Consider the following 19,313-nt stretch of genomic DNA (forward strand, 5'->3'; position numbering starts at 1 on the left):
TTTTCACTCATGACAGCAACTCGTCAAGCGCCTCCGCCGGCGTTTTCCAGCCCAGTGTCTTTCTCGGCCGGGCATTGAGGGTCGCTGCCACGGCGGATATCTCGTCGGCGCTGTGGATGCTCAGGTCTGTACCTTTCGGGAAGTACTGCCGCAGCAATCCGTTGGTGTTCTCGTTAGTACCGCGCTGCCAAGGGCTCTGCGGGTCGCAGAAGTAAACCTGGATACCCGCATCGATCTTGAGACGATCGTGCTGAGCCATTTCGGCTCCCTGATCCCAGGTCAGCGAACGACGGAGTTCTTCGGGCAAGGTGACGATGGTGCGCGTGATCGCGTCGCGCACGGCTTCGGCCCCGTGTCCCGCAAGCGCAGGCCCGTTCTTCGCGCGCGGAGCTTCGCCATGCCCCGCCAACCGTGGAAGGTGCAAGAGCATCGTGAAGCGCGTCGTGCGCTCGACCAGCGTGCCGATTGCCGAGCTACCAAGACCGAGGATGAGGTCTCCCTCCCAATGTCCCGGCACCGCTCGATCGGCCGCTTCAGCAGGGCGCTCACTGATCATGATCTCCGGCGAGACAAAGCCCTTGCCTCGCCTGCGTACGCGCGCTCTGGGCATCCGTAACGCACGCCCTGTTCGCAAGCAGGCCGTCAGCTCGCGGCGTAGCGCCCCACGGCCCTGAACGAAGAGGGCTTGATAGATAGCTTCGTGGCTGATGCGCATCGTCTTGTCGTCCGGGAAGTCGATCGGCAAGCGTCGGGCAATCTGCTCAGGGCTCCAGGCTTTGGCCCATCGCCGATCCTTGCGCGGCCCATGCCGGCGACCCTTCCACGGAACGGCGGGGCCAGGAACGGGAGTGCCGCTCGGAGCCACGACGACACCGGCAAGTCGCTCTTCCACATAAGTGCGCAAGGTGGTGTTGAGCGCAAGCTTGGTCAGCTTCGGACGACGGGCCGATCGATCTGCATGCCACTGGGCAGTCGTCGCCCGGTACTCCAACCCGCCGCTACGGGTGGCCGCATTGCGCCGCAGTTCACGGGAGATTGTCGAGGCAGCCCGCCCGAGGCGGCGTCCAATCTCCTGTATGGAATGGCCCTGCACCTTGAGGAGTGCGATCTCCTCGCGCTCGATCAACGAGAGGTACCGCCCAGAGAGCGGCTTGGCCGAAGATCTGAACATCGCTGGTGGCATGCCGCCCGCCTTTCGGAACCATCTGGTTCCGACAGGTTGCGACACTCCGGCTTCGAGCGCAGCCTCTTCGCTGCTCACTCCCCTGGCGATCGCCCGCCAGAATCTATTCTGTTCATCGCGCCCTGCAGCAGACGGCCGCCCTGGCGATGGCAATGGCGCTCGTCCTGATCGTGCCGATCGCCGCTTTCGAATGTTCACCGCAACCTCCAACCTCGGAGTGTTGCGACGACCGTTTGAATCCGCCTTGAACGCCGCGATCGGAGTGGTGGATCAAGCTGCCGCGCACCGGCTTTCGGCCCTCGATGGCCTTCTCCAGAGCAGCAATGGCGAGCGAGGCATCGAGCGTGTTCTCAAAGGCCCAACCGACGGCCTTGCGAGAGAACGCGTCGAGGATGACGGCGAGATAGGCGAAGGTCTTAGCGAGGTGGACGTAGGTGATGTCCGCGACCCAGATCTGATCGGGGGCGGACGGCACCAGGCCGCGCACTAGATTGGGGACGACGAGAACGCCCGTTGGTCGCTCGGCAGATGGCTTCAGGAACGGCGCCTTGCGCTGCGCGAGAAGATTGTCTTCACGCATAAGCCTCAGGACTTTCTTGGCATTTACGACCATGCCTTGGCGCCGGAGGGTAGCTGCCACCCGTCGATAGCCGTAGAAGGGATACTTGAGGCAAATGCGCTGGAGCTGGTCGCGCAGTTCGCACTCAGCCGTCTCACGGCTGCGCCTGTTGAGATGCCGGTAATAGGTCGCGCGCGGCAGGCTTGCCAGGCGGCAGAGGCGTTGCACGTCGGCGTGGGAATCGGTCGCCTCCGATGTCATGGCTTGAATGACTTTGATGATGCGGATGCGGGTTTGCCTTGCGCTGCCGGCCGCTCCAATGCGCGCAAGGCTTTCCGAAAAAAATCGATATCCATCTGCTGGCGGCCCACCAGCCGTTCGAGCTCGGCAATGCGGGCTTTGGCGAGCGTGAGGGCGGAGCGTTTGTCGTCGTACGTCGGTAGCGGTTTGAGCTTGCGGGGGCCGGGCTTGGGTCCAGGCTTCCGGTTTAATCCGTCCGGCCCATCGGCGTTCCAGGCTTTGATCCAGTCGTGGAGAATCTTGCGGGAGATTCCTAGTTCGCGGGCCACAGGGAGGACGCCTTCGCCCCGCTCAACCCGCTTGATCGCCTTCAGTTTGTAAGCCGTCGGAAACTGACGCTTCTTTCCTCGTACTGCCACAGGTCATCCTCGAAATGCCTGTCACTGTAATTATCGTGTCTCACTTAAGGGGTGCAGTCCACTGCACTTTTCTGTTCGATTCATTGCCGTTTCAACCCTATCACCCACTCCCGCTGCTTCTCCGTATCCGGCACGGGCACGCCGCGCGCGGCGGCTATCCGGTCGAAAGCGTCCATCGCAGCTATGCCGAGGTGGATCATGACGCACGCCGCGATGACCGACGGACGAGGAGCTGTAGTTTCGAGCGCTGGCAACGGTGGGCACGCGCCCGCCTCGCGGCGGCGCTCTGCCCGCCCCACAAATTGAGCGAGGTCGGTCAGCTTGTGCTGTCCGATACAGCGCCCTCTCCCCTTGCGGGAGAGGGCATCTCCGGCTCATCCACGTACGCGATTGGGTGAGGGGTATCTCTCCGCGAACGAAGCTCGTGGAGGCATACCCCTCACCCTTTCGGGCCTGCCGCGCTTTCCGCGCATGCCCTCTCCCGCAAGGGGCTATTCGATTCACACATTTTTGAGCCTCAGAGTGGTGCCGTATTTGATGCGGCGGAACGCTTCGAGGCCCAACCGCATGACCATTGGACCGGGCTTTCCGTAGTAGGCGGTCCATCCTCCGAGCCTGGCGATGACCCATGCTGCGAAGGCAAGCGTGCCTTTTCGGTGTGGGTTCTTTTGCTTCTCGGTAGCCCCCTCAAGTTCGGCAGAGAGGGCTTCGAGTACGGGCCGATCATCGGGGTCGAAGGCCTCGATCAGTTTATCTTCAGTCGTTCCGTCACGGGCGCGCACCAATTGCATGATCGTGACCGCGGCCACGGCGGCCGCGGCGACAAACTTGATCATGACTTCGGGCTCTCCAATGTCGGCCTGCTCGATATCAAAGCCCGCCGATTTGAGCGTGCGAAAGAACTCCTCGATGGTCCATCGCTTACGATAGAGATCGACGATCCGACGTGCTTGCTTTGAGCTCCCCACGTCGTGAGTGGTGAGGAGCCGCCAATGGATCGGCTCGCCGTCGTGGGTTGATGACACCTCTCGAACATCTACGATGGTCAGTTGGACGGTCTCGGGCAGATCAGGCGCGGGGCTTGGATGCGGCCTGCACAGCGTTACGGGCGAGAAGCGCAAGGCAAGCTCAGCCGTCCGCTCCTTGCGGCCCGGAGCTGCAGGTATCGTCACGCTGTACCGGGCGGCTTCCTGCAGGCCATCAACGAATGCAAACTCACTCGTAGAAGCCCCGGATTTCAATTTGATCTTCCGGTTCCAATTGGCCCGGACAAGAAGCTCCACATTCGGTGGACGTTGCACGAAATGGGCGTAAATATCGCTTTCCCGGTCGGAGATGACGGTGATGCTGCGCGCTGCAGATAAGACCTCGCCGGCTTTCGCCGCCGTCGAGAGCCAATGTTGAGACTCTTTGTCTGCCATCGCTCGCGAGCGCCGGGCCGTCACTTTGCCCTTGTCGCGATTCCAAACCTGCGCATCAACAAGACCCAGCAGCGCATCATTGTCGGCATCAAGCGCGAGCGCAGCATGCAGCATCAGCCCACGTGTGCCACCGCCCTTGCCGACAGGTCCATATCCATTGGCTTTCGCGCGTCGTCCGCCAAGGACCAGTTCGCTGTTGTCCTGAACCACGATGATCTCGCGACCAGCAACACGTAACGCCGTGCGCGCTGCCGCGTGGCTCGCCATCTCTTCGACGCCTACTCGTTCGTTGCGCAGAAAGCGCGTGAACCGCACCTCCCGCGCACGGTTCCCGGCAAGGCGTCGAATCCGCGAACATGGCCGTCGAACAAGGGCCTCATGCAGCAAGGCCCCCCTTTTTCGAGGCGGCGATCGCCAAATCGCCCCAGCCCAATCTTCATCGACATGCGAATGCCCCGCGTAAAGACCTATGTCCACTAAGGAATCAGTCCTCAACGAGCCGCGCAACCCAAAAAAGATGTGTGCATTCAATAGCCCGCAAGGGGAGAGGGCACATTCATATACACTGTACCTCATCGTTCGATCTTCAAGCACGTACCACGGCGCACGGCTTGCGAGCTGCCGCAGCCCTACCGGAAACACACCGAGCGATCGCCGGGGACGAAGGAGTTGCCCGGTATGACCGTTTCGGCAACCAGCGTCCGTATTGACGAACACACCGTGTCGGTCGAACGGACCGATGGCCGAACGCTCAGCATGCCCTTAGTGCGGTTTCCTCGCCTGCTGCACGCCACTCCGGCCGAGCGTCAACAGGTTGAGATAAGCCGCGTCGGCCTGCGCTGGGAGGCTCTCGACGAGGACGTTTCGGTTGCCGGGCTGTTGGCCTCGTTCCTGTCATGAAGGCAAGAAAGCTGACACCGGCGTTGGAGCGTGTCGAGAGATGGCCGGCCGAGATTCAGCGAGCTGCGTAGCCCGGATAAGCGTCAGCGACATCCGGGGGCCGGTGTGTGTTGTCCCGGATATCGCTTTGCGCATCCGGGCTATTTCGCTAACGCAGTTTGCGCCGCCGGCTGAGACCGACAAAGCTTGCGCCCAGCACTCATTTTCGCCAGCGCTTCCAAGCTGATTTGGCCTGTCCAGTCCCTCGCGCAAAAACATTCCTATTTCTATTTTTCAGAATTCATGGTCTTATCCGCTCGTCCCGCCTCGATGCGAGGGGCGTATCGCGATCGTCACGACACGCGGGGTGGGATGCGGTGGGCGGATCGGGTTGCAGCGTGATCATTCATGCCGACGAACGACCCGATGCGCACGGCGAAATCGTGTGGTCCTGGCATCCCGGTGCTGGTGTCAAGCTGCTCGGAAGATGATCCGCGCGGCGACGGGGGCAAGACAGCCGGTCCCCGAGGAGCAACTGTGCTGAAGTAGACCGCCGATCGGCCGGCCTCAAGGCTGGCGCGAAGACGCGCCACCGCCTTCGGCGGCTGAAGGCCTTGACCCCGTCCGCTCGCCGGTCTGTCGGCTTGGCATGCGCTCGGTCATGGACCGAGCGCGGTAAGGCGCTCGATCAGCTCACCGCACCGCGTGGCGGCTGGAGTCCCATTTTTCGCCGCGTGCAATCATCGTGTTGAGGATGACGATCAGCTTGCGCATGCAGGCAATCACTGCGACCTTTTTCAGCTTTCCCTTGGCGATCAGCCGTTCATAGTAGGCCTTGAGTACCGGGTTGTTCTGGGTGGCTGCGCCGAGACAGGGCATGTAGAGGGCGTTACGGACCCAGCGGCGGCCACCCTTGATATGGCGCTCACCACGCCGTTTGCCGCTGTCGTCGTCATAAGGGGCGGCTCCCAACAATGCGGCAGCGATTTCCTCACGTACCGTCCCGAGCTCCGGAAGGCCCGCAATGAGGACCGCAGAGGCCACCTCGGCGAGACCCGGCACGCTTTCAATGATCTCGGCGCGTTCGGCAAATGCCGGTGTGGCCTTGATCGTGGCGGCGATGGCATGGTCGATCTTGGTGATCTCAGTGTCCAAGCCCTTCAAGACGCGGGCGTGGGCTTTCTGAACCGCTCCCGGCACGGCATGTTCGTTCTGGCTTTGCAAGCGGGTGCTCAGATCAATGAGAGCTTTGCGTGCTTTGACCAGTGCCGCCAGTTCCTCGCGTGCGGCATCGTGGGTCTGGCCCGACGCTTCGTCGAACGTCTCGGCGAACCAGGTGATCATCTCCGCGTCGATCGCATCGTTCTTGGCGAGCCGCCCGGCTGATCGGGCGAAGCTGCGCACCCGCTTGGGATCGACAATCCGTACCTCGATGTCAGCCTGGCGCAGCACCTTGGCCCAGTTCCGCTCATAGCCGCCGGACGCCTCCATCACCGCCTTGGCTGCTTTGTGCTTGCGCAGCCAGGCTACCAGCTTGCGGTGCCCCTCTGCGGTGCTCGGAAACGTTAGCCGCTGTGACAACGAGCGGATGCACGCATCCACCTTGTCCTTGGCCACATCGATACCGACGACAACGCGATCGTTTTGTGCCATCATCCACTCCCTTCCTTGCTCGTCCGGGCTCGAAGCCCATGCAACTGTTCGGGTTGAGGAAGACACACCGGATCTGTCCCTAGCTCCCCGTCAGGCTCTCCGGCCTTTGAGCACGTTCGGGCTCAGATCCAGCGACGGGCGGTTGGTGAGAACCGCCCGTTCGCACATTCTGGCACATTCGGAAGACACAAGAGCACGTATAAGCCGTAAAGCCATCCGCGCAGGGAAGGCCGGTTGTAGCGGCCCACCTGTGGTGACTGCCGCCTGCTTTTTGTCTGCAGGCGGGCCATGGGTGCAGGCCTTGCATCCGGCCTTCCCTGCGCCCTCGATGTCGAGAGCGTGAAGCCACCCGCGCATCACTCGGGCATCCCGTGCCGCGAGAACGCCTCATCACATCCGCTGTTTGACGATGTGCTGTTTGACAATGCGGAACGAGTCGAACCGTTATGAAGATAATCGACGAGATGCCCATGTCGAGCAAAGCCGAGGCGCAGCGAGACTGCGCGCCCCTACTCGCCGCCGACGCCGATCCGGTTCGGCAGCCGCTTCTCCAGCGCGTATTTGAACAGCGCGACCGTACGGAATACCGCATGCGCAAACTTGCCATAGGGCAAGGTCAGGAACAGCGCCATCACGGTGCCGAGATGGATCGCAAGCCACAGCGTCATGAACCGGGTGTCGCGGAGCACGAGCAGGGCAAGCCCCGTGAAGCTGACGACGAAGAGCAGCGCGATGAAGCCGCGGTCCATCGGCCGCTGCGCGGCATCGCCCCGCTCGGGACCGCGGTGCAGGTTGAGCCAGAGCAGGCCCGCAGGGCCAATCAACAGGCCGATGCCGCCGACCGTGCCGAGCATCACGGGAAGGCTGAGCCAGGGATATGGCGCCTCATAGGCCAGAAGATAATGGTCAAGCGTCGCCACGCTGGTGGCGGCGAAGCAGAGCAGAAAGCCGTACATCGTCAGCTGGTGAAACCAGCGCCGCGACAGCGTAAAGCGATCGTCGTCCTCGTTGCAGCCTTCGCCATGGCCGCCGCCGAGATAGCGCAGCCGGGCCACATCGGTCACGGCTTCCATCGCGGCCGGACCGCGCGCCTTGGTCAGCTCGGCCGCCCCCGGCGGGACCGGCTCGCGCCCCGGCGAGATGTCGCGCCAGAACCTGACGACGCCGACCGCGAAAGCCACCATGGCGAACACGAACACGGCGCCGAACAGGCTCGCCAGAAGATTGTGCGGGAAGATCGCATAGAAATTCCCGCCGAGCGGCTTGTCGGTCAGCCCGCCGGCGATGGCGGTCGCGAGCACGAGAAACAACGCAAGCCCGCCGGCCAGCGCGAGCGCAAGCGTCAGGCCTTGACGCTGATAGAGCTGTCCGAAGCTGGAAGGCCACGCATAGTGCCGATATGTCCGCCCCCTCACCTTCGCCATTGCCTTGGGCACGTTGACGACGAATTCGTGCGGCGGCGCATATTGGCAGGCGTAGAGGCACGCCCCGCAATTGTGGCAGAGATTGGCGAGGTAATGCGTGTCGGCCCCCGTGAACTCGAGCCGGCGCGTCATCGCCGGAAACACGGCGCAGAAGCCCTCGCAATAGCGGCAGGCGTTGCAGATCTGCATGACCCGCGCGATCTCCTGCTCGTCCTTGCCGAGTAACGCGCTCAGGTCCGGCATGGTGGAGCCGGCCGCGGCCGCGATCGTCTCAGTGAGCGGCGGCATAGGCCAGCTCCTCCTTGAACTCGGGATGATGGAATCCGGCGCTCGCGGCGGCATTGACGCCGGCGATGCGGCCGAACGCGGTGCCGATGCTCATGCCGACCCCCGCGGTGTAGCCCTTGCCCAGCACATTGCCGGCCATCATCTCGCCGGCCGCAAACAGGTTGGCGCTTGGCACGCCGGCAAAACGCACGGCGGCGCTCTCGTCGGTCTTCATCCCGAGATAGGTGAAGGTGATGCCGGGCTTCAGCGGATAGGCGAAGAACGGCGCCGCATCGATCGGCTGGGCCCAATGGGTCTTCGGCGGGGTCAGCCCCTCGGTGCGGCAGTCATCGAGCACGGTGTGATCGAAGCTGCCGGGGCGGCAGGCGGCATTGTAGGCGTTCAGGGTTGCGGTGAAGCTCGCGACATCGAGACCGATCTTCTGCGCCAGCTCCTCCAGCGTCTCGGCCCGCGTGCCCGGAAACACCGGCGGCATGAAGCGGCCGACGGCCTTGCGATCGATGATCGACCATGCGGTCTGCCCGGGCTGTTGCGCCACGAGCCGTCCCCAGATGGCGTAGCGCTTGGGCCAGAAATCCTCGCCCTCGTCGTAGAAGCGCTGCGCCTCCCGGTTCACCACGACACCGAGCGAGACGCAGTCGATGCGGGTGCAGATGCCGCCGTCGTAGAGCGGCGCGCGGGCGTCGATCGCGACGCAGTGCGCCTGGGTCGGATCGCCGATCGCGTCGGCACCGGCGTCCAGCATGAACTTCAGCAGCACACCCTGGTTGAAGCGCGTGCCACGGATCAGGAAATTCTCCGCCGGCCATTCGCCGCGCTCGTTGCGGCCCCAGGCCTCGCGCTGCCAGGCGAGATTGGATTCGAAGCCGCCGCAGGCGAGCACGCAAGCCTTGGCGGCGATGCGCTCACCCTGCTCGGTGATCGCGGCGACGAAGCGCCCGTCCTTAAGTTCGAGGCTCTTCACCGGCGTGTCGTAGCGCACGCCCACACCGAGCCCGGCGGCGCTGCGGTAATACGCGTTCACCAGCGCCTTGCCGCCGCCCATGAAGAAGGCGTTGGTGCGCGCCACATGCAGTGCGCCGGAGAGCGGCGGCTGGAAGTGCACGCCGTGGCGGCGCATCCAGGGCCGGCAGCGCGAGGAATGCCGGATCACCAGCCGGGCCAGCCGTTCGTCCGTCAGGCCGCCGGTGACCTTGAGCAGGTCCTGCCAGTATTCCTCTTCGCTGTAGGCATCGACCAGCACGTCTTGCGGCGCATCGTGCATGCAGCGCAGGTTGCGCACATGCATCGAGTTGCCGCCGCGCCAGCTTTGCGGCGCGGATTCCAGCAGCAGCACCGAGGCGCCCGCCTCGCGCGCCATCAGCGCCGCGCAGAGCGCGGCATTGCCGCCGCCAATGACGAGAACGTCGGGCTCTCCTGCCATCAGATGTTTGCTCCCGCAACCGTTGGTCCGGCGCCAGCACCCCGGGGGTTGGAGAGGTGATCGGCACCGTCCGGCGAGCGCTGATAGATGTTGCCGCCGCGCGCGGCTTGGCTGTTGAACTCGGACACGGTCTCGACAAAAGCGGTTTCAGGAATATCGATCATGCGTGCCAGACTCGTCGCACGATCAGCGCGCTTCGGATGGCCGGATGCGATATCCTGCACATTCGAGCGCGGGAACGGCTTAACCTTGCCCCACCCGCATTTCCACAAAAAGCGACGATCGCAGATCAGCCAAGCGGGAATCGCAACCTCGGCATGGGCAAGCTGAGCGTGGCCGAAGTCATGACTGGATACCGCCACTGCGCCCTGATGCGCTCCCGGCCGGAGCGCTCGCGACGAGCTAACGCAATTTTGCGTGGCTTTGGCTTCGTGACTGAAACAAAGTTCCCGTTCGGCCGTTCCTGTAAACCTTCCCGCCAAACCAACGGCGCGACGAGCGTAGCCTTGAGGGTACCATCATGATCAAATCCCGATTGTTGATCGCCGGTCTCATTGCAGGCGCAAGCGCGATCGCAGTCCCCCTCGTCACCGCCGTCGCTGTCCAGGACACCGGGCTCGCGCCTCAGGATCTCGCCGTGCTCGCCGGCGTGATCCAACTCGTCCGCCAGGATTACGTTCATCCCGTGGGCTCGGACGAACTGGTCAAGGACGCGCTCAAGGGGATGCTCCGTCGCCTCGACCCGCATTCCGATTACATGGACGAACAGGAGTTCAAGGATTCCAAGGCCGACATGGCCGGGAAATTCGGCGGGCTTGGCATGCAGATTTCGCAGCAGGAGGGCGTGGTGAAGATCATCGCGCCGATCGATGGGACCCCGGCCGCGCGCGCCAAGCTCGAACCGGGCGATGCCATCGTCATGGTCGACCACACCAGCACGCAAGGGGTCAGCCTGCAGAAGGTGGTCGACGAATTGCGCGGCGATCCCGGCTCGAAGGTGACGGTCACCATCCTCCGCGGCAAGCAGGAGCCGTTCGACGTCACGCTGACGCGGGAGATCATCAAGGTCGCATCGGTCAAGTCTGAGCTCGAGCCCGGCGGCATCGGCTATATCAGGATCACCCAGTTCGGCGGCGACACGGCCGATGGCTTCAAGAAGGCGATCACGGATTTCAAGCAGGGCCCTGACGGCGGCGTGAAGGGCCTCGTGATCGATCTGCGCAACGACCCCGGCGGACTTTTGTCCGCGGCCGTCGACGTCGCCGGCGATCTGCTCGACGGCGGACCGGTGGTGAGCATTCATGGCCGACAGGCAGACGATCAGCAGAGCTTCGCTGCCCCTGCGCATGGTGACATGTTGCCCGGCGTTCCCGTCGTGGTCCTGATCAATGGCGCCTCGGCGTCGGCCTCGGAGATCGTCGCCGGCGCCCTGCAGGACCGGCACCGCGCCACCATCATGGGAACGCAAAGCTTCGGCAAAGGCTCGGTGCAGACCATTGTCCCCCTGAAAGGACATGGCGCGGTGCGGCTGACGACCGCGCTCTACTACACGCCCTCGGGCCGCTCCATTCAGGATGACGGCATCGCCCCCAATGTCGTGGTCGAAGCGCCCAAGGACCAGCAGATCAGCGGCGGCCCCCTGTTGCGTGAAGCCGCGCTGCAGGGCGCGTTCAAGAATCCGGGACCGCTCGGGCCGACGCCCGGCGCGAACACGACGCAAGCCGCACTGTCGCATGAAAAGAACACGTCTTCGGCCCCGATCAAGGCGGACCTCATCGGCAAGCCCGACGACGCGCAGCTGAAAGCGGCCCTCGCCTATCTGGATGAGAATGCGGGCGAGCAGGCGAAATCGACCAACGCGCCGCCGGCCAATCCCGGCGCCAAGTGACCGGCCTTTTTCGCTCGGACGCGAGGTGATCGATGACAAAGTTCGCAAAGGGTGACCACGTCGCCTGGAACTCGGAAGCTGGTCATGTCACCGGCCACATCATCGCGGTTCATGTGCGCGACTTCGACTACAAGGGACACCGCCATCACGCCTCCAAGGAGTCCCCGCAATACGAGATCAAGAGCGACAAGAGCGACCACATCGCGGCACACAAGGAGAGCGCCTTGACGAAGCTGAGCGGCAAATAAGACCGCGGTTGGGATGGATGAAGCAGCGCACCGTTCCGAGAACGCGACGGCTCCGAGCGCTCCTCCCGTCTTCACCATCGGCCATTCCACCCGCACGATTGCCGAGTTCGTCGCCTTGCTGCGGGCCGGCCGCGTTCAGCTCGTCGTCGATATCAGGCGGATCCCGCGCTCGCGGACCAATCCGCAGTACAATGCCGACGTGCTACCCGCTGCGCTCGCGCTGTATCAGATCGGCCACATGCGCATCTCCGAGCTCGGCGGCCTGCGCAAGACCAGCGGCATCGCTCCGGAGAGCAACGCGTTCTGGACAAACCAAAGCTTCCATCATTATGCGGACTACGCCCTCACGGACGAGTTTCAGCGCGGCTTCGATCGTCTTCTGCAAGTGTCAGCCGAGCAGCGTACCGCCATCATGTGCGCGGAAGCCGTGTGGTGGCGCTGTCATCGGCGCATCGTGGCCGACTATCTGATCAATGCCGGCCGCACCGTTTATCACCTGATGGACACGGATCAGGTTCAGCCCGCGGCCTTGTCGCCGGGCGCCGTGCGCGCCGGCGACAGACTGATCTACCCGGCTTCGGCGGACCGGGCGTAGGACGGGTTGAGCACGGCGCTAGACTGCGGCCCCGGCGATCTCCGCGATGAATCGTCCGCAGCGCTCGACGATCAGATCCTTGTCGTTGTCCAGTGTCGCCACGTGATAGGAGTTGTCGAGCCAAAGCAGGCGCACATCGCTGGAACTCACCTCCTGCGCGATTCGCTTGCCATTCGCCGACGGCACGACGTGATCCTCTTTGGAATGGATCGCGAGCGTGGGACAGGTGATCTTGCGCAGCAAGCTTTCGGTTGCCGCAATCAGGACGTGGACCTGCCGGAGGCAGGCGACTGGCACTTCCTGATAAGCGAGCTCTTTGACGCCTGCAGCCTTGATGTCCGAGCCGATGCCCGGGACACGCTTCGGCGCTGCGCCGTCCGATATGAGTTCGGCCATTGCGCCGTCAAAGATTCCGACCGCGCCGTTGATCGGGATGGCGCCGGCCACGATGTTCGGAAATCGCGCGGCAAGATTGAGGGTCATCGTCCCCCCCATGGAGAGGCCGGTGACGAATACTCTTTGGCCCTGACCTGCCAGTTCGTGAAGGGCCTGCTCTGCCGACGCCAGCCAATCGAGGTAGCCGGTCGTCTCCATATCGTCCGGCGAGGTGCCGTGGCCCTTCAGGCGCGGACCGCTCACGGTAAAGCCGAAGCGTCGGTGGAGCTCCTCGCCGAGATACCGCATGCTTTGCGTCGATCCAGTGAAGCCGTGAAGTACGAGGACCGCGGGTCCCTCGCCCTGCATGAAGAACGGTTCGGCTCCAGCCATCACCTCAGTCATGTCATCTCTCTCCTGTTCTCATCCTGCGGCCGCAGCCGTTCTCGCTTGGTGATCGAATGCCTCAGGATTGACGCTGCGCTGAATAGGCAGCCGCCGCAACGCCGATAATCGCCCCCTGCAGCATCAGCTTGGCAGGCTCGCCGAGCCCGAGGCTCGTCAGCAGGTTGAAGCTGAACGTCAACATCAAGGCAGCGACGGTTGGGCCAAGCACGCCCCCCTTGCCCGAGCCGAAGGTCACGCCGCCGAGAATGACCGCCGCAAGCGAATTCAGCGCAAGGTCGCGGCCGATATCCATACTGCCGACACCGACAAAGCCGATGAGCAGGAACCCGGAAAACACGGCGAACAGGCTCGACAGAACGTGGACGATCGTCACGACCCGAACGTAGGGAATGCCCGAGACCCAGGCGGCCTGCGGATTGGCGCCGATGGCATCGATATAGCGCCCCAACACCGAAACACGCAGAAAGATCGCAGCCGGCATCAATAGGCCGAGCCAGACCAGCAGCGCGACCGGGAAAACGCCCACTCGCAACTGCCCGATCTGGCGCAACAGCATGGGCGCGTCCCCCGGCGACCTCAACTGGCTGAACGAGACGACGACGCCGCTGACGATCATGGTCATGGCCAGCGTCACGATCACCGAGGACGCACGCAGGCGCGTGATGAAGAACGCATTGATCAATCCGACCGAAGTACCGAAGGCCAGGCAGATCAGGAGCAAGACCGGTTCGGAAAACGGCAGCAAGCCGCTCGTAAGAATATAGCTCACGCCGACAATAACGCCGCCGATAGAAAGGTCGAGCGACAGGACGCGCATGCAGAGCGACTGGCCTATGACTGCGATTCCGAGCGGAGCCGCCTGACGCGCGATCAGGAACAAGAGCAGCGGGGACAGCAACGCTGGACGGACCAGGTAGGAGGTGCACAGCAAAATCACGAGGGCGGCATAGGCGAATGGAAGCTCCCGAACGGCACTTGCCGCCGAGCGCAGCCTTTGCCCCCACATGAGCGGTCTACCCATCGTCACCTCGGTCATGCGCCGATCACCTTCCGCCTCTGCAGGCCGATCGCCAGCAGCAGCAGGCAGCCCGTGGCCGCGGTTCGGAGGAACGGCGAGATACCGATGAGATTCATTCCGTTGGTCATGAAGCCGAGCGTAAGGACGCCCGCGACGACACCGGCAACGCTGCCGGCACCGCCGGCCAGTTGAACCCCTCCCAGGGCGATGGCGGTGACGGAATCGAGCGAATAGGGCGCACCGATCGTTGCGTCACCTCCGGCGACCCGTGCTGTCAGAAAGGTGCCCGCCAACACCGCACCGAGAGAGCAGATCACGTAGCAAGCGATCCTGTGCAAGGTGACGGGAACCCCATTGCGAGCCGCGCTGGGAGGATTGGCACCGATTGCAAAAATGCGGAGCCCGAAGCGGGTGAGGTGCAGCGTCGCGGCAGTCAGCCCCAGGGCCGCCACGCACCAGAAGAACGCGGCCGGGATACCGTCGACGTCCGAGACTGCAAGCGTCCTCAGATATTCCGGAACCACCCCACCCGGTACGGGATGGATCAGCAGGGCCAAGCCTTGCAAGAAGGTCATGGTCGCAAGCGACATGACGAGCGGATGGACGCTGAACAAGGTCACGCCGATTCCATTGACAAGCCCGGCAGCAATGCCGACCGCTAATACAGCAGGCATTGCCAACTGGGGATCCAGCGCGACTAGCATCGCGCTCGTCAGGCTCATGACCGAGCCGACGGAAAGGTCGATGCCCCCGGAAATGGCCACGATCATCTGTCCCAGCGAAACGATCAGAAGTCCCGCGATCTGGCTGTTGACGTTGGCAAGATTCTGAAAGCTGAGAAAAGTTGAGGATGAAAGACAGAGGATAAGGAATAGGGCCAACGGCAGCACGAGCGTCATTGCGTTGATGCCGGAGCGGCCCGGTGTGCGCAAAAGCCTAAGCATTGGCGCGCGCAGCCTGCGATCCGTCGGCGGACGATCGTTCAGTCAAGGCAAAGCGCATAACCTCCTCCTCGCTGGTCGTAGCGCCGTCGAGTTCTGCGGTGATCGCGCCACCACGTACGACCACAACCCGGTCACAGAGCCCCAATACTTCCTGTAATTCGCTCGAGGTCAGCACGACCGCGCCGCCGCCGTCCGCGAAATCTCGCAACAATGCATAGATCTCGGCTTTGGCGCCGATATCGACGCCCCGGGTCGGCTCCTCCAGAAGGAGCACATCGACGCCGGACGCCAGCCAACGTCCGATCATGACCTTCTGCTGATTGCCACCTGACAGCATTCCTACGAGCTGTTTGGGACTCGTCGCGCGAACGCGCATACGCTCCATGAGGCTGGCGACGAGGTCCGTCCTGACCTTTGCGCGCTGCCAGACCGAGAAACGGCGAAGCATGCCGAGCACGATATTTTCCGAGATCGACAGTGAGAGATAGAGCCCTTCAGACTTCCGGTCTTCAGGCACGAAACCGATACCCGCGAGCGCGGTGGCGACCACGGTGAGATCGAGGGGGTGCGAGCCGTCCCCAGCGGCGCTCGACTTTGCCACTTGTCCCTGGACCGCCGGCTGCAATCCCGCGAGCGCACGGATGATATCGCGCTGGCCCTGCCCCTCGAGTCCCGCAAGGCCAAGGATTTCCCCGCGCCGCACCGCGAATGAAACCGAAGGACCGCCCTCCGCTGTAACCAAGCCGGACACATCGAGCGCGGAATTCGAAGATCTCTGCAGCGGCTTGCGAGCGGGATAGAATTGCGTAAGTGGTGGGAAACTCAAAGTTCTGTACTTATGAGCCAAAGTTCCGAACTAGGTGTCGAGATTTCAATGACTTGGCCCCTTTTGCGGCAACGGGCTGCAGCCATGGGCAAAGTTGGTCCCCTATAAGTTGGTCCCCTAATCGGGGCAAAGTAGGTCCCCTAGCCTGAGACACACAAAACCCCGCCGGTGACGGCGGGGTTTTTCAGTTCCGGGGCCTGGAGATGGGTCGCTCGGGCAGGCCGCTTCTGCGGTCCGGACCCTCAAGCTGACGTTGAAGTAGGCGTTTGGCGAGTCCCAACCGGGCAATGGCGGTCAGAAATGCAGCTGCTTTGAAAAGCGAAGCCGACCGATCATACTCGCATCGCACTGGCATTATGCGGGTAGAACACATTGCGATCGCTTTCCCCGCATCTCTTCAGAAACTTACATAATCTGGGTGGCTGGCGGATCAGCGGTTCAGACGCCGCGTGCTAAGGTTTTCGTGAGGCAACCCGCCGTCCGATCCGCGCCCTCGTCTGCCGGCGCAATCTCAATGACAAGCCAGTCCAAGACCGGGCGCTTAAGTTCGGCCAGACCACGTGGACTTCTCGGCTTTCGTGGTTCCGGATTGCCGGTCCTGCAGTGGCATGATGAAGCCCGATGTAGTGTTCTTCGGCGAAACAGTCCCCCGAGACCGGGTCGCCTTCGGCATCGTCGGCGACGAAATCCTCAAAGCGGATCGGCGGCGTGCGTTTCCAACTTCCGTTGGCAACTCGACATTTCGCCCAGGCATTATTTGTCGTCGTCCTTGGTAGATTTCCGTTCGCAGGGAGAAGCGTGGGCGACGATCTAAAGGATCTCGAGACCGCCCTCGCCTGCGTCGAAGTTTTCGCGTCGGGTGGACGAGTAGGCTTCGCCGTGCTCGCTGCCCTTCCTTGGTTCAATTGGCCGGGGCTCGATTAGACACCTTGCAGTAATTCCGACAAAGTCGTGGTAAGCTTAGATTGTGCAGGCGGGATGATCGGGATGAAAGAGATTCTTATTGCAATTCTCGGCGTAGCTTCAGCCATCTTCGGGGCCAAATGGTTCAACCCGGACTTCGACCAATTCCCCTACTTCTGGAGGAATACTGATATAAGGATTTCCAGCGACTTCGTTTACGTGCATTTCGATTTTTTCGCCGATCAGCGGAAAGATCAGCCCGTCGACAGCTTCAACGGCACACCAGTTTTCGACAAAGCTACGTACGTTGAGAACGTCGATATGCACCGGACGAGCGCCGCGTACGCCATACGCCTCACCAGCAGCGGGATCGAGCCCGAAATCAAGGCGATTGAGCCACAGGTCCGGCTCAAGACGAAGCGTGCGCCGACCGAAGACAAGAACACGATTGAGTACACGGTCGAATCAGAGGCGGACCTCGACCAGAATACGGAGTACGCGTTGACCGGCGTGTCCCCCAGCCCGCGCATGATCTACGTTTTCCGAAACGGCTTTCAGGGCGGCAACTCGTTGGGAGGAAAGGACATCAAGTACCCAACAGAGAAACTCACCCTAGTTTACGATTTCACATCGATCCGATGGTCCGAATACGCCGAAACGCCTGCGCCCTCCGCTTGCCTCAAACACGCGAAAGAAGACGATTCACGCACGGTGCCTGTCAATTGGCAGAACGGAATCGCGATCGTGGAAGCGATCAAGCTTCAGCCGGGCGACAAAGTTCGAATCTTTTGGACCTGGCGCGGACAAAACTCGGCCGTTTCCTGCGGCGACGCTCTTTAAGCAATTCCGAGAAGCCTAATGATTTCGACCTGCATCAAGGACGCCAACCGCCTACTTGCTATGCCCCTCCCCGACATCGATCGCATCATGCCGATGATCGCCAAGCAAGTACGGCAGGCGCTGGCTTTACCTACCAAGCGATCACGACCGAGCCGTTCGGCACAGGAATGGCTACCGAGCGCCGCAGCAGCTGCCCGTTCCGCAAACAAGCGCAAGTTGACGATCACCTAAGCAAGGCTTGGCGTATGCTTGAGCGCGAAGGGTTCATCGAGATCTCTCCCGGCATCAATGGCACCCTCGCCGACGGCCAACTCCGATAAAAATGACAGTCCATCGCAGAACGCCTCTCCGAGCACGTCCAAAACGGCCGAACCTGAAGGCTACGAAACCGGTCGCGACGATTTCGCGAAGGCCGAAGGAGAGCTATCCGTCACTGCGCTCGTGGACGATGGCGCAAGTCTTCGAACACTGATCCGCTTGGCAAAAACGACAGCATGGCCGCTGTGGGTATGACTTCCACACTGCCGAATTCCGTTGACTGGATGCGGGATACCCGCAGCGTCCACGTCCGACCGTATCCAGGCTGGCCGGATACGGTCGGAATGCGGACGAACTCAAACCACTCTCTGATGAAGCTGTCCTGCCCGGCGTCGAGGTGGTCGCCACAAATCATAGCTACGTCACCGATGTCGCGTAGCCTGCAGTTGTGCCAAAATGCGACACCTATTTGAAGGTCAGAAGTCTCCGCGGTGTATCTACCATCATCGAACGAATCTGTTCATCCGAGATACCGCGCCTACGCATGAAGGGCAGAATATTGGCATAGATATGCTGATAGCCATGCCCGCCGTATCGCAACAATCTCGTCTTTGAGAAAATGTCGTGGCTGATCACCAACTGGTCGCCATATCCACGGTCGAGGAGGACCTTGATCCACTTTACGCGGAGATTGTCATTTGGCATGTCGATGTCGGCCGGACCGTAGGCGGACTGTTCCCAACCAAAAAGATCGAACTCTAGAATCGCTCCCGTATCCGCTAGGCGCAGCAGCCGCTCTTCATCGAAAATGGTGCGTTCGATGTGACTGACAATCAGCCTCTCTACGATCCCGCCCGTGCTCCGAACGAAATCGGCGACCTTCTTTGGTTGATCGGGATGTCGGCCAGGGTGAACGTTCAGCGAAGCTCCGGTTTCCATTTGTGCGAGAACGGCGCCTTCGAGCACCCGCCTCTCAGCGGCATCCCAAGGCTCCTCGCATCCGATTTCGCCGATGATCCCTGCGCGGATGTTTGTACCCCATGCGCCCTCGCGAATCGCGGCGATCATCTCGGACGCGAAGCTATCAACGCTTCGATCTTTGTTTTCGGGAAAATGGTAGCCGTGAACGTAGTGGCCGCAGCCCATAACTATGTTGATACCAGACTCGCGCGAGATCCGAGCAAGCGTCTCCGGTTCGGGGCCTATTCCGCCGATGGTCAGTTCGACTAGGCTATTTCCTCCCGCGGCCTTCAGTTCCTTCAGTTCGGCAATCGCGACGTCGGGCTCGTCCAGGCGAAAATTGTTCGCAGAGGACAACTGCCCATAGCGGATCTTAAAGGAATTCTCCAAGGTAATGATGTCGTCAGGGGGCAACGGCTTTGCGCGCTGGCTCAGCGGATTGAGATCTACAATGAGATGCTCATGCATCAAAGTGGAGCCGAGCTCCTCTGGGTCGATGAGCCCAGTCACCGTTTGGATCTTACCGCTGAGTTTGGTGTGGTTAGACATGGGTAATCCGCT

At 62.1% G+C, this 19,313-nt stretch carries 20 protein-coding genes; 7 read left to right on the plus strand and 13 right to left on the minus strand.

Going from position 1 to position 19,313, the window contains the following annotated elements; genetic code table 11:
* Positions 1-7 precede the first annotated feature (7 nt).
* The 4 genes from QXZ85_RS21350 to QXZ85_RS21365 all read right to left on the minus strand — a co-directional run bounded on the left by QXZ85_RS21350 (position 8) and on the right by QXZ85_RS21365 (position 4,137).
* Positions 8-1,183: an IS30 family transposase gene (locus tag QXZ85_RS21350; protein ID WP_315767476.1), complete on the minus strand. Its 1,176-nt coding sequence runs from the start codon at positions 1,181-1,183 to the stop codon at positions 8-10.
* 112 nt (positions 1,184-1,295) lie between these two features.
* Positions 1,296-2,003, minus strand: coding sequence for an IS3 family transposase (locus QXZ85_RS21355; protein ID WP_315769062.1), 708 nt, complete (start codon positions 2,001-2,003; stop codon positions 1,296-1,298).
* On the minus strand, positions 2,000-2,401 hold the full coding sequence (locus QXZ85_RS21360; protein WP_315744802.1) for a helix-turn-helix domain-containing protein: 402 nt from the start codon (positions 2,399-2,401) through the stop codon (positions 2,000-2,002). The genes QXZ85_RS21355 and QXZ85_RS21360 overlap by 4 nt, the downstream gene beginning before the upstream one ends.
* 500 nt (positions 2,402-2,901) lie before the next feature.
* A complete protein-coding gene (locus tag QXZ85_RS21365; protein ID WP_315744803.1) occupies positions 2,902-4,137 on the minus strand; it encodes an IS4 family transposase in 1,236 nt (411 codons plus the stop codon).
* Between the two features lie 363 nt (positions 4,138-4,500).
* Between QXZ85_RS21365 and QXZ85_RS21370 the strand changes: the two genes are divergently transcribed.
* The gene (locus QXZ85_RS21370; RefSeq protein WP_315744804.1) at positions 4,501-4,722 is read left to right on the plus strand and encodes a DUF2442 domain-containing protein; all 222 of its coding nucleotides are present in this window, start codon (positions 4,501-4,503) and stop codon (positions 4,720-4,722) included.
* Between the two features lie 672 nt (positions 4,723-5,394).
* Here the strand turns inward: QXZ85_RS21370 and QXZ85_RS21375 are convergent.
* The 4 genes from QXZ85_RS21375 to QXZ85_RS21390 form a co-directional block, all read right to left on the minus strand.
* The gene (locus QXZ85_RS21375) at positions 5,395-6,318 is read right to left on the minus strand and encodes an IS110 family transposase (protein ID WP_316174805.1); all 924 of its coding nucleotides are present in this window, start codon (positions 6,316-6,318) and stop codon (positions 5,395-5,397) included.
* 545 nt (positions 6,319-6,863) lie between these two features.
* Positions 6,864-8,066, minus strand: coding sequence for a tricarballylate utilization 4Fe-4S protein TcuB (tcuB, locus tag QXZ85_RS21380; protein WP_316174807.1), 1,203 nt, complete (start codon positions 8,064-8,066; stop codon positions 6,864-6,866).
* Complete coding sequence (gene tcuA, locus QXZ85_RS21385; protein ID WP_316174809.1) at positions 8,050-9,489, minus strand: FAD-dependent tricarballylate dehydrogenase TcuA; 1,440 nt, start codon at positions 9,487-9,489, stop codon at positions 8,050-8,052. The genes tcuB and tcuA overlap by 17 nt, the downstream gene beginning before the upstream one ends.
* The gene (locus QXZ85_RS21390) at positions 9,489-9,653 is read right to left on the minus strand and encodes a hypothetical protein (RefSeq protein ID WP_316224520.1); all 165 of its coding nucleotides are present in this window, start codon (positions 9,651-9,653) and stop codon (positions 9,489-9,491) included. Before QXZ85_RS21390 ends, tcuA begins: the two co-directional genes overlap by 1 nt.
* 356 nt (positions 9,654-10,009) lie before the next feature.
* Here QXZ85_RS21390 and QXZ85_RS21395 point away from each other — a divergent pair, with 356 nt between their 5' ends.
* The 3 genes from QXZ85_RS21395 to QXZ85_RS21405 are packed head-to-tail and all read left to right on the plus strand — an operon-like array spanning position 10,010 to position 12,220.
* The gene (locus QXZ85_RS21395; protein ID WP_315744813.1) at positions 10,010-11,377 is read left to right on the plus strand and encodes a S41 family peptidase; all 1,368 of its coding nucleotides are present in this window, start codon (positions 10,010-10,012) and stop codon (positions 11,375-11,377) included.
* A gap of 32 nt (positions 11,378-11,409) precedes the next feature.
* On the plus strand, positions 11,410-11,625 hold the full coding sequence (locus QXZ85_RS21400; protein ID WP_315744814.1) for a DUF2945 domain-containing protein: 216 nt from the start codon (positions 11,410-11,412) through the stop codon (positions 11,623-11,625).
* Between the two features lie 13 nt (positions 11,626-11,638).
* Positions 11,639-12,220, plus strand: coding sequence for a DUF488 domain-containing protein (locus QXZ85_RS21405; protein ID WP_315744816.1), 582 nt, complete (start codon positions 11,639-11,641; stop codon positions 12,218-12,220).
* An 18-nt stretch (positions 12,221-12,238) separates the two neighbouring features.
* On the opposite strand, the gene QXZ85_RS21410 is transcribed toward QXZ85_RS21405, so the two are convergent.
* From QXZ85_RS21410 to QXZ85_RS21425, 4 genes are all read right to left on the minus strand, one after another.
* A complete protein-coding gene (locus QXZ85_RS21410; protein WP_315744818.1) occupies positions 12,239-13,000 on the minus strand; it encodes an alpha/beta hydrolase in 762 nt (253 codons plus the stop codon).
* A 61-nt stretch (positions 13,001-13,061) separates the two neighbouring features.
* Positions 13,062-14,024 (minus strand): ABC transporter permease, encoded by a 963-nt coding sequence (locus QXZ85_RS21415; RefSeq protein WP_315769066.1) that lies wholly within the window; start codon positions 14,022-14,024, stop codon positions 13,062-13,064.
* An 11-nt stretch (positions 14,025-14,035) separates the two neighbouring features.
* The gene (locus tag QXZ85_RS21420; RefSeq protein WP_316174813.1) at positions 14,036-14,920 is read right to left on the minus strand and encodes an ABC transporter permease; all 885 of its coding nucleotides are present in this window, start codon (positions 14,918-14,920) and stop codon (positions 14,036-14,038) included.
* Positions 14,921-14,957: 37 nt separating this feature from the next.
* The gene (locus QXZ85_RS21425; RefSeq protein ID WP_315744820.1) at positions 14,958-15,716 is read right to left on the minus strand and encodes an ATP-binding cassette domain-containing protein; all 759 of its coding nucleotides are present in this window, start codon (positions 15,714-15,716) and stop codon (positions 14,958-14,960) included.
* A 653-nt stretch (positions 15,717-16,369) separates the two neighbouring features.
* On the opposite strand from QXZ85_RS21425, the gene QXZ85_RS33825 reads away from it, so the two are divergent.
* The 3 genes from QXZ85_RS33825 to QXZ85_RS21440 all read left to right on the plus strand — a co-directional run bounded on the left by QXZ85_RS33825 (position 16,370) and on the right by QXZ85_RS21440 (position 17,765).
* Positions 16,370-16,567, plus strand: a complete 198-nt coding sequence (locus QXZ85_RS33825; protein WP_409977511.1) for a Sir2 family NAD-dependent protein deacetylase — start codon at positions 16,370-16,372, stop codon at positions 16,565-16,567.
* 211 nt (positions 16,568-16,778) lie between these two features.
* Positions 16,779-17,534 carry a hypothetical protein gene (locus QXZ85_RS21435; RefSeq protein ID WP_315707252.1) on the plus strand — a complete coding sequence of 252 codons (756 nt, stop codon included), beginning with the start codon at positions 16,779-16,781 and terminating at the stop codon, positions 17,532-17,534.
* A gap of 18 nt (positions 17,535-17,552) precedes the next feature.
* Positions 17,553-17,765 carry a hypothetical protein gene (locus QXZ85_RS21440; RefSeq protein ID WP_315707251.1) on the plus strand — a complete coding sequence of 71 codons (213 nt, stop codon included), beginning with the start codon at positions 17,553-17,555 and terminating at the stop codon, positions 17,763-17,765.
* A 492-nt stretch (positions 17,766-18,257) separates the two neighbouring features.
* On the opposite strand, the gene QXZ85_RS21445 is transcribed toward QXZ85_RS21440, so the two are convergent.
* A complete protein-coding gene (locus QXZ85_RS21445) occupies positions 18,258-19,301 on the minus strand; it encodes a hypothetical protein (RefSeq protein WP_315707250.1) in 1,044 nt (347 codons plus the stop codon).
* Between the last annotated feature and the right edge of the window lie 12 nt (positions 19,302-19,313).

The sequence above is a fragment of the Bradyrhizobium sp. SZCCHNGR1005 genome (assembly GCF_032489995.1).
GTDB lineage: Bacteria > Pseudomonadota > Alphaproteobacteria > Rhizobiales > Xanthobacteraceae > Bradyrhizobium.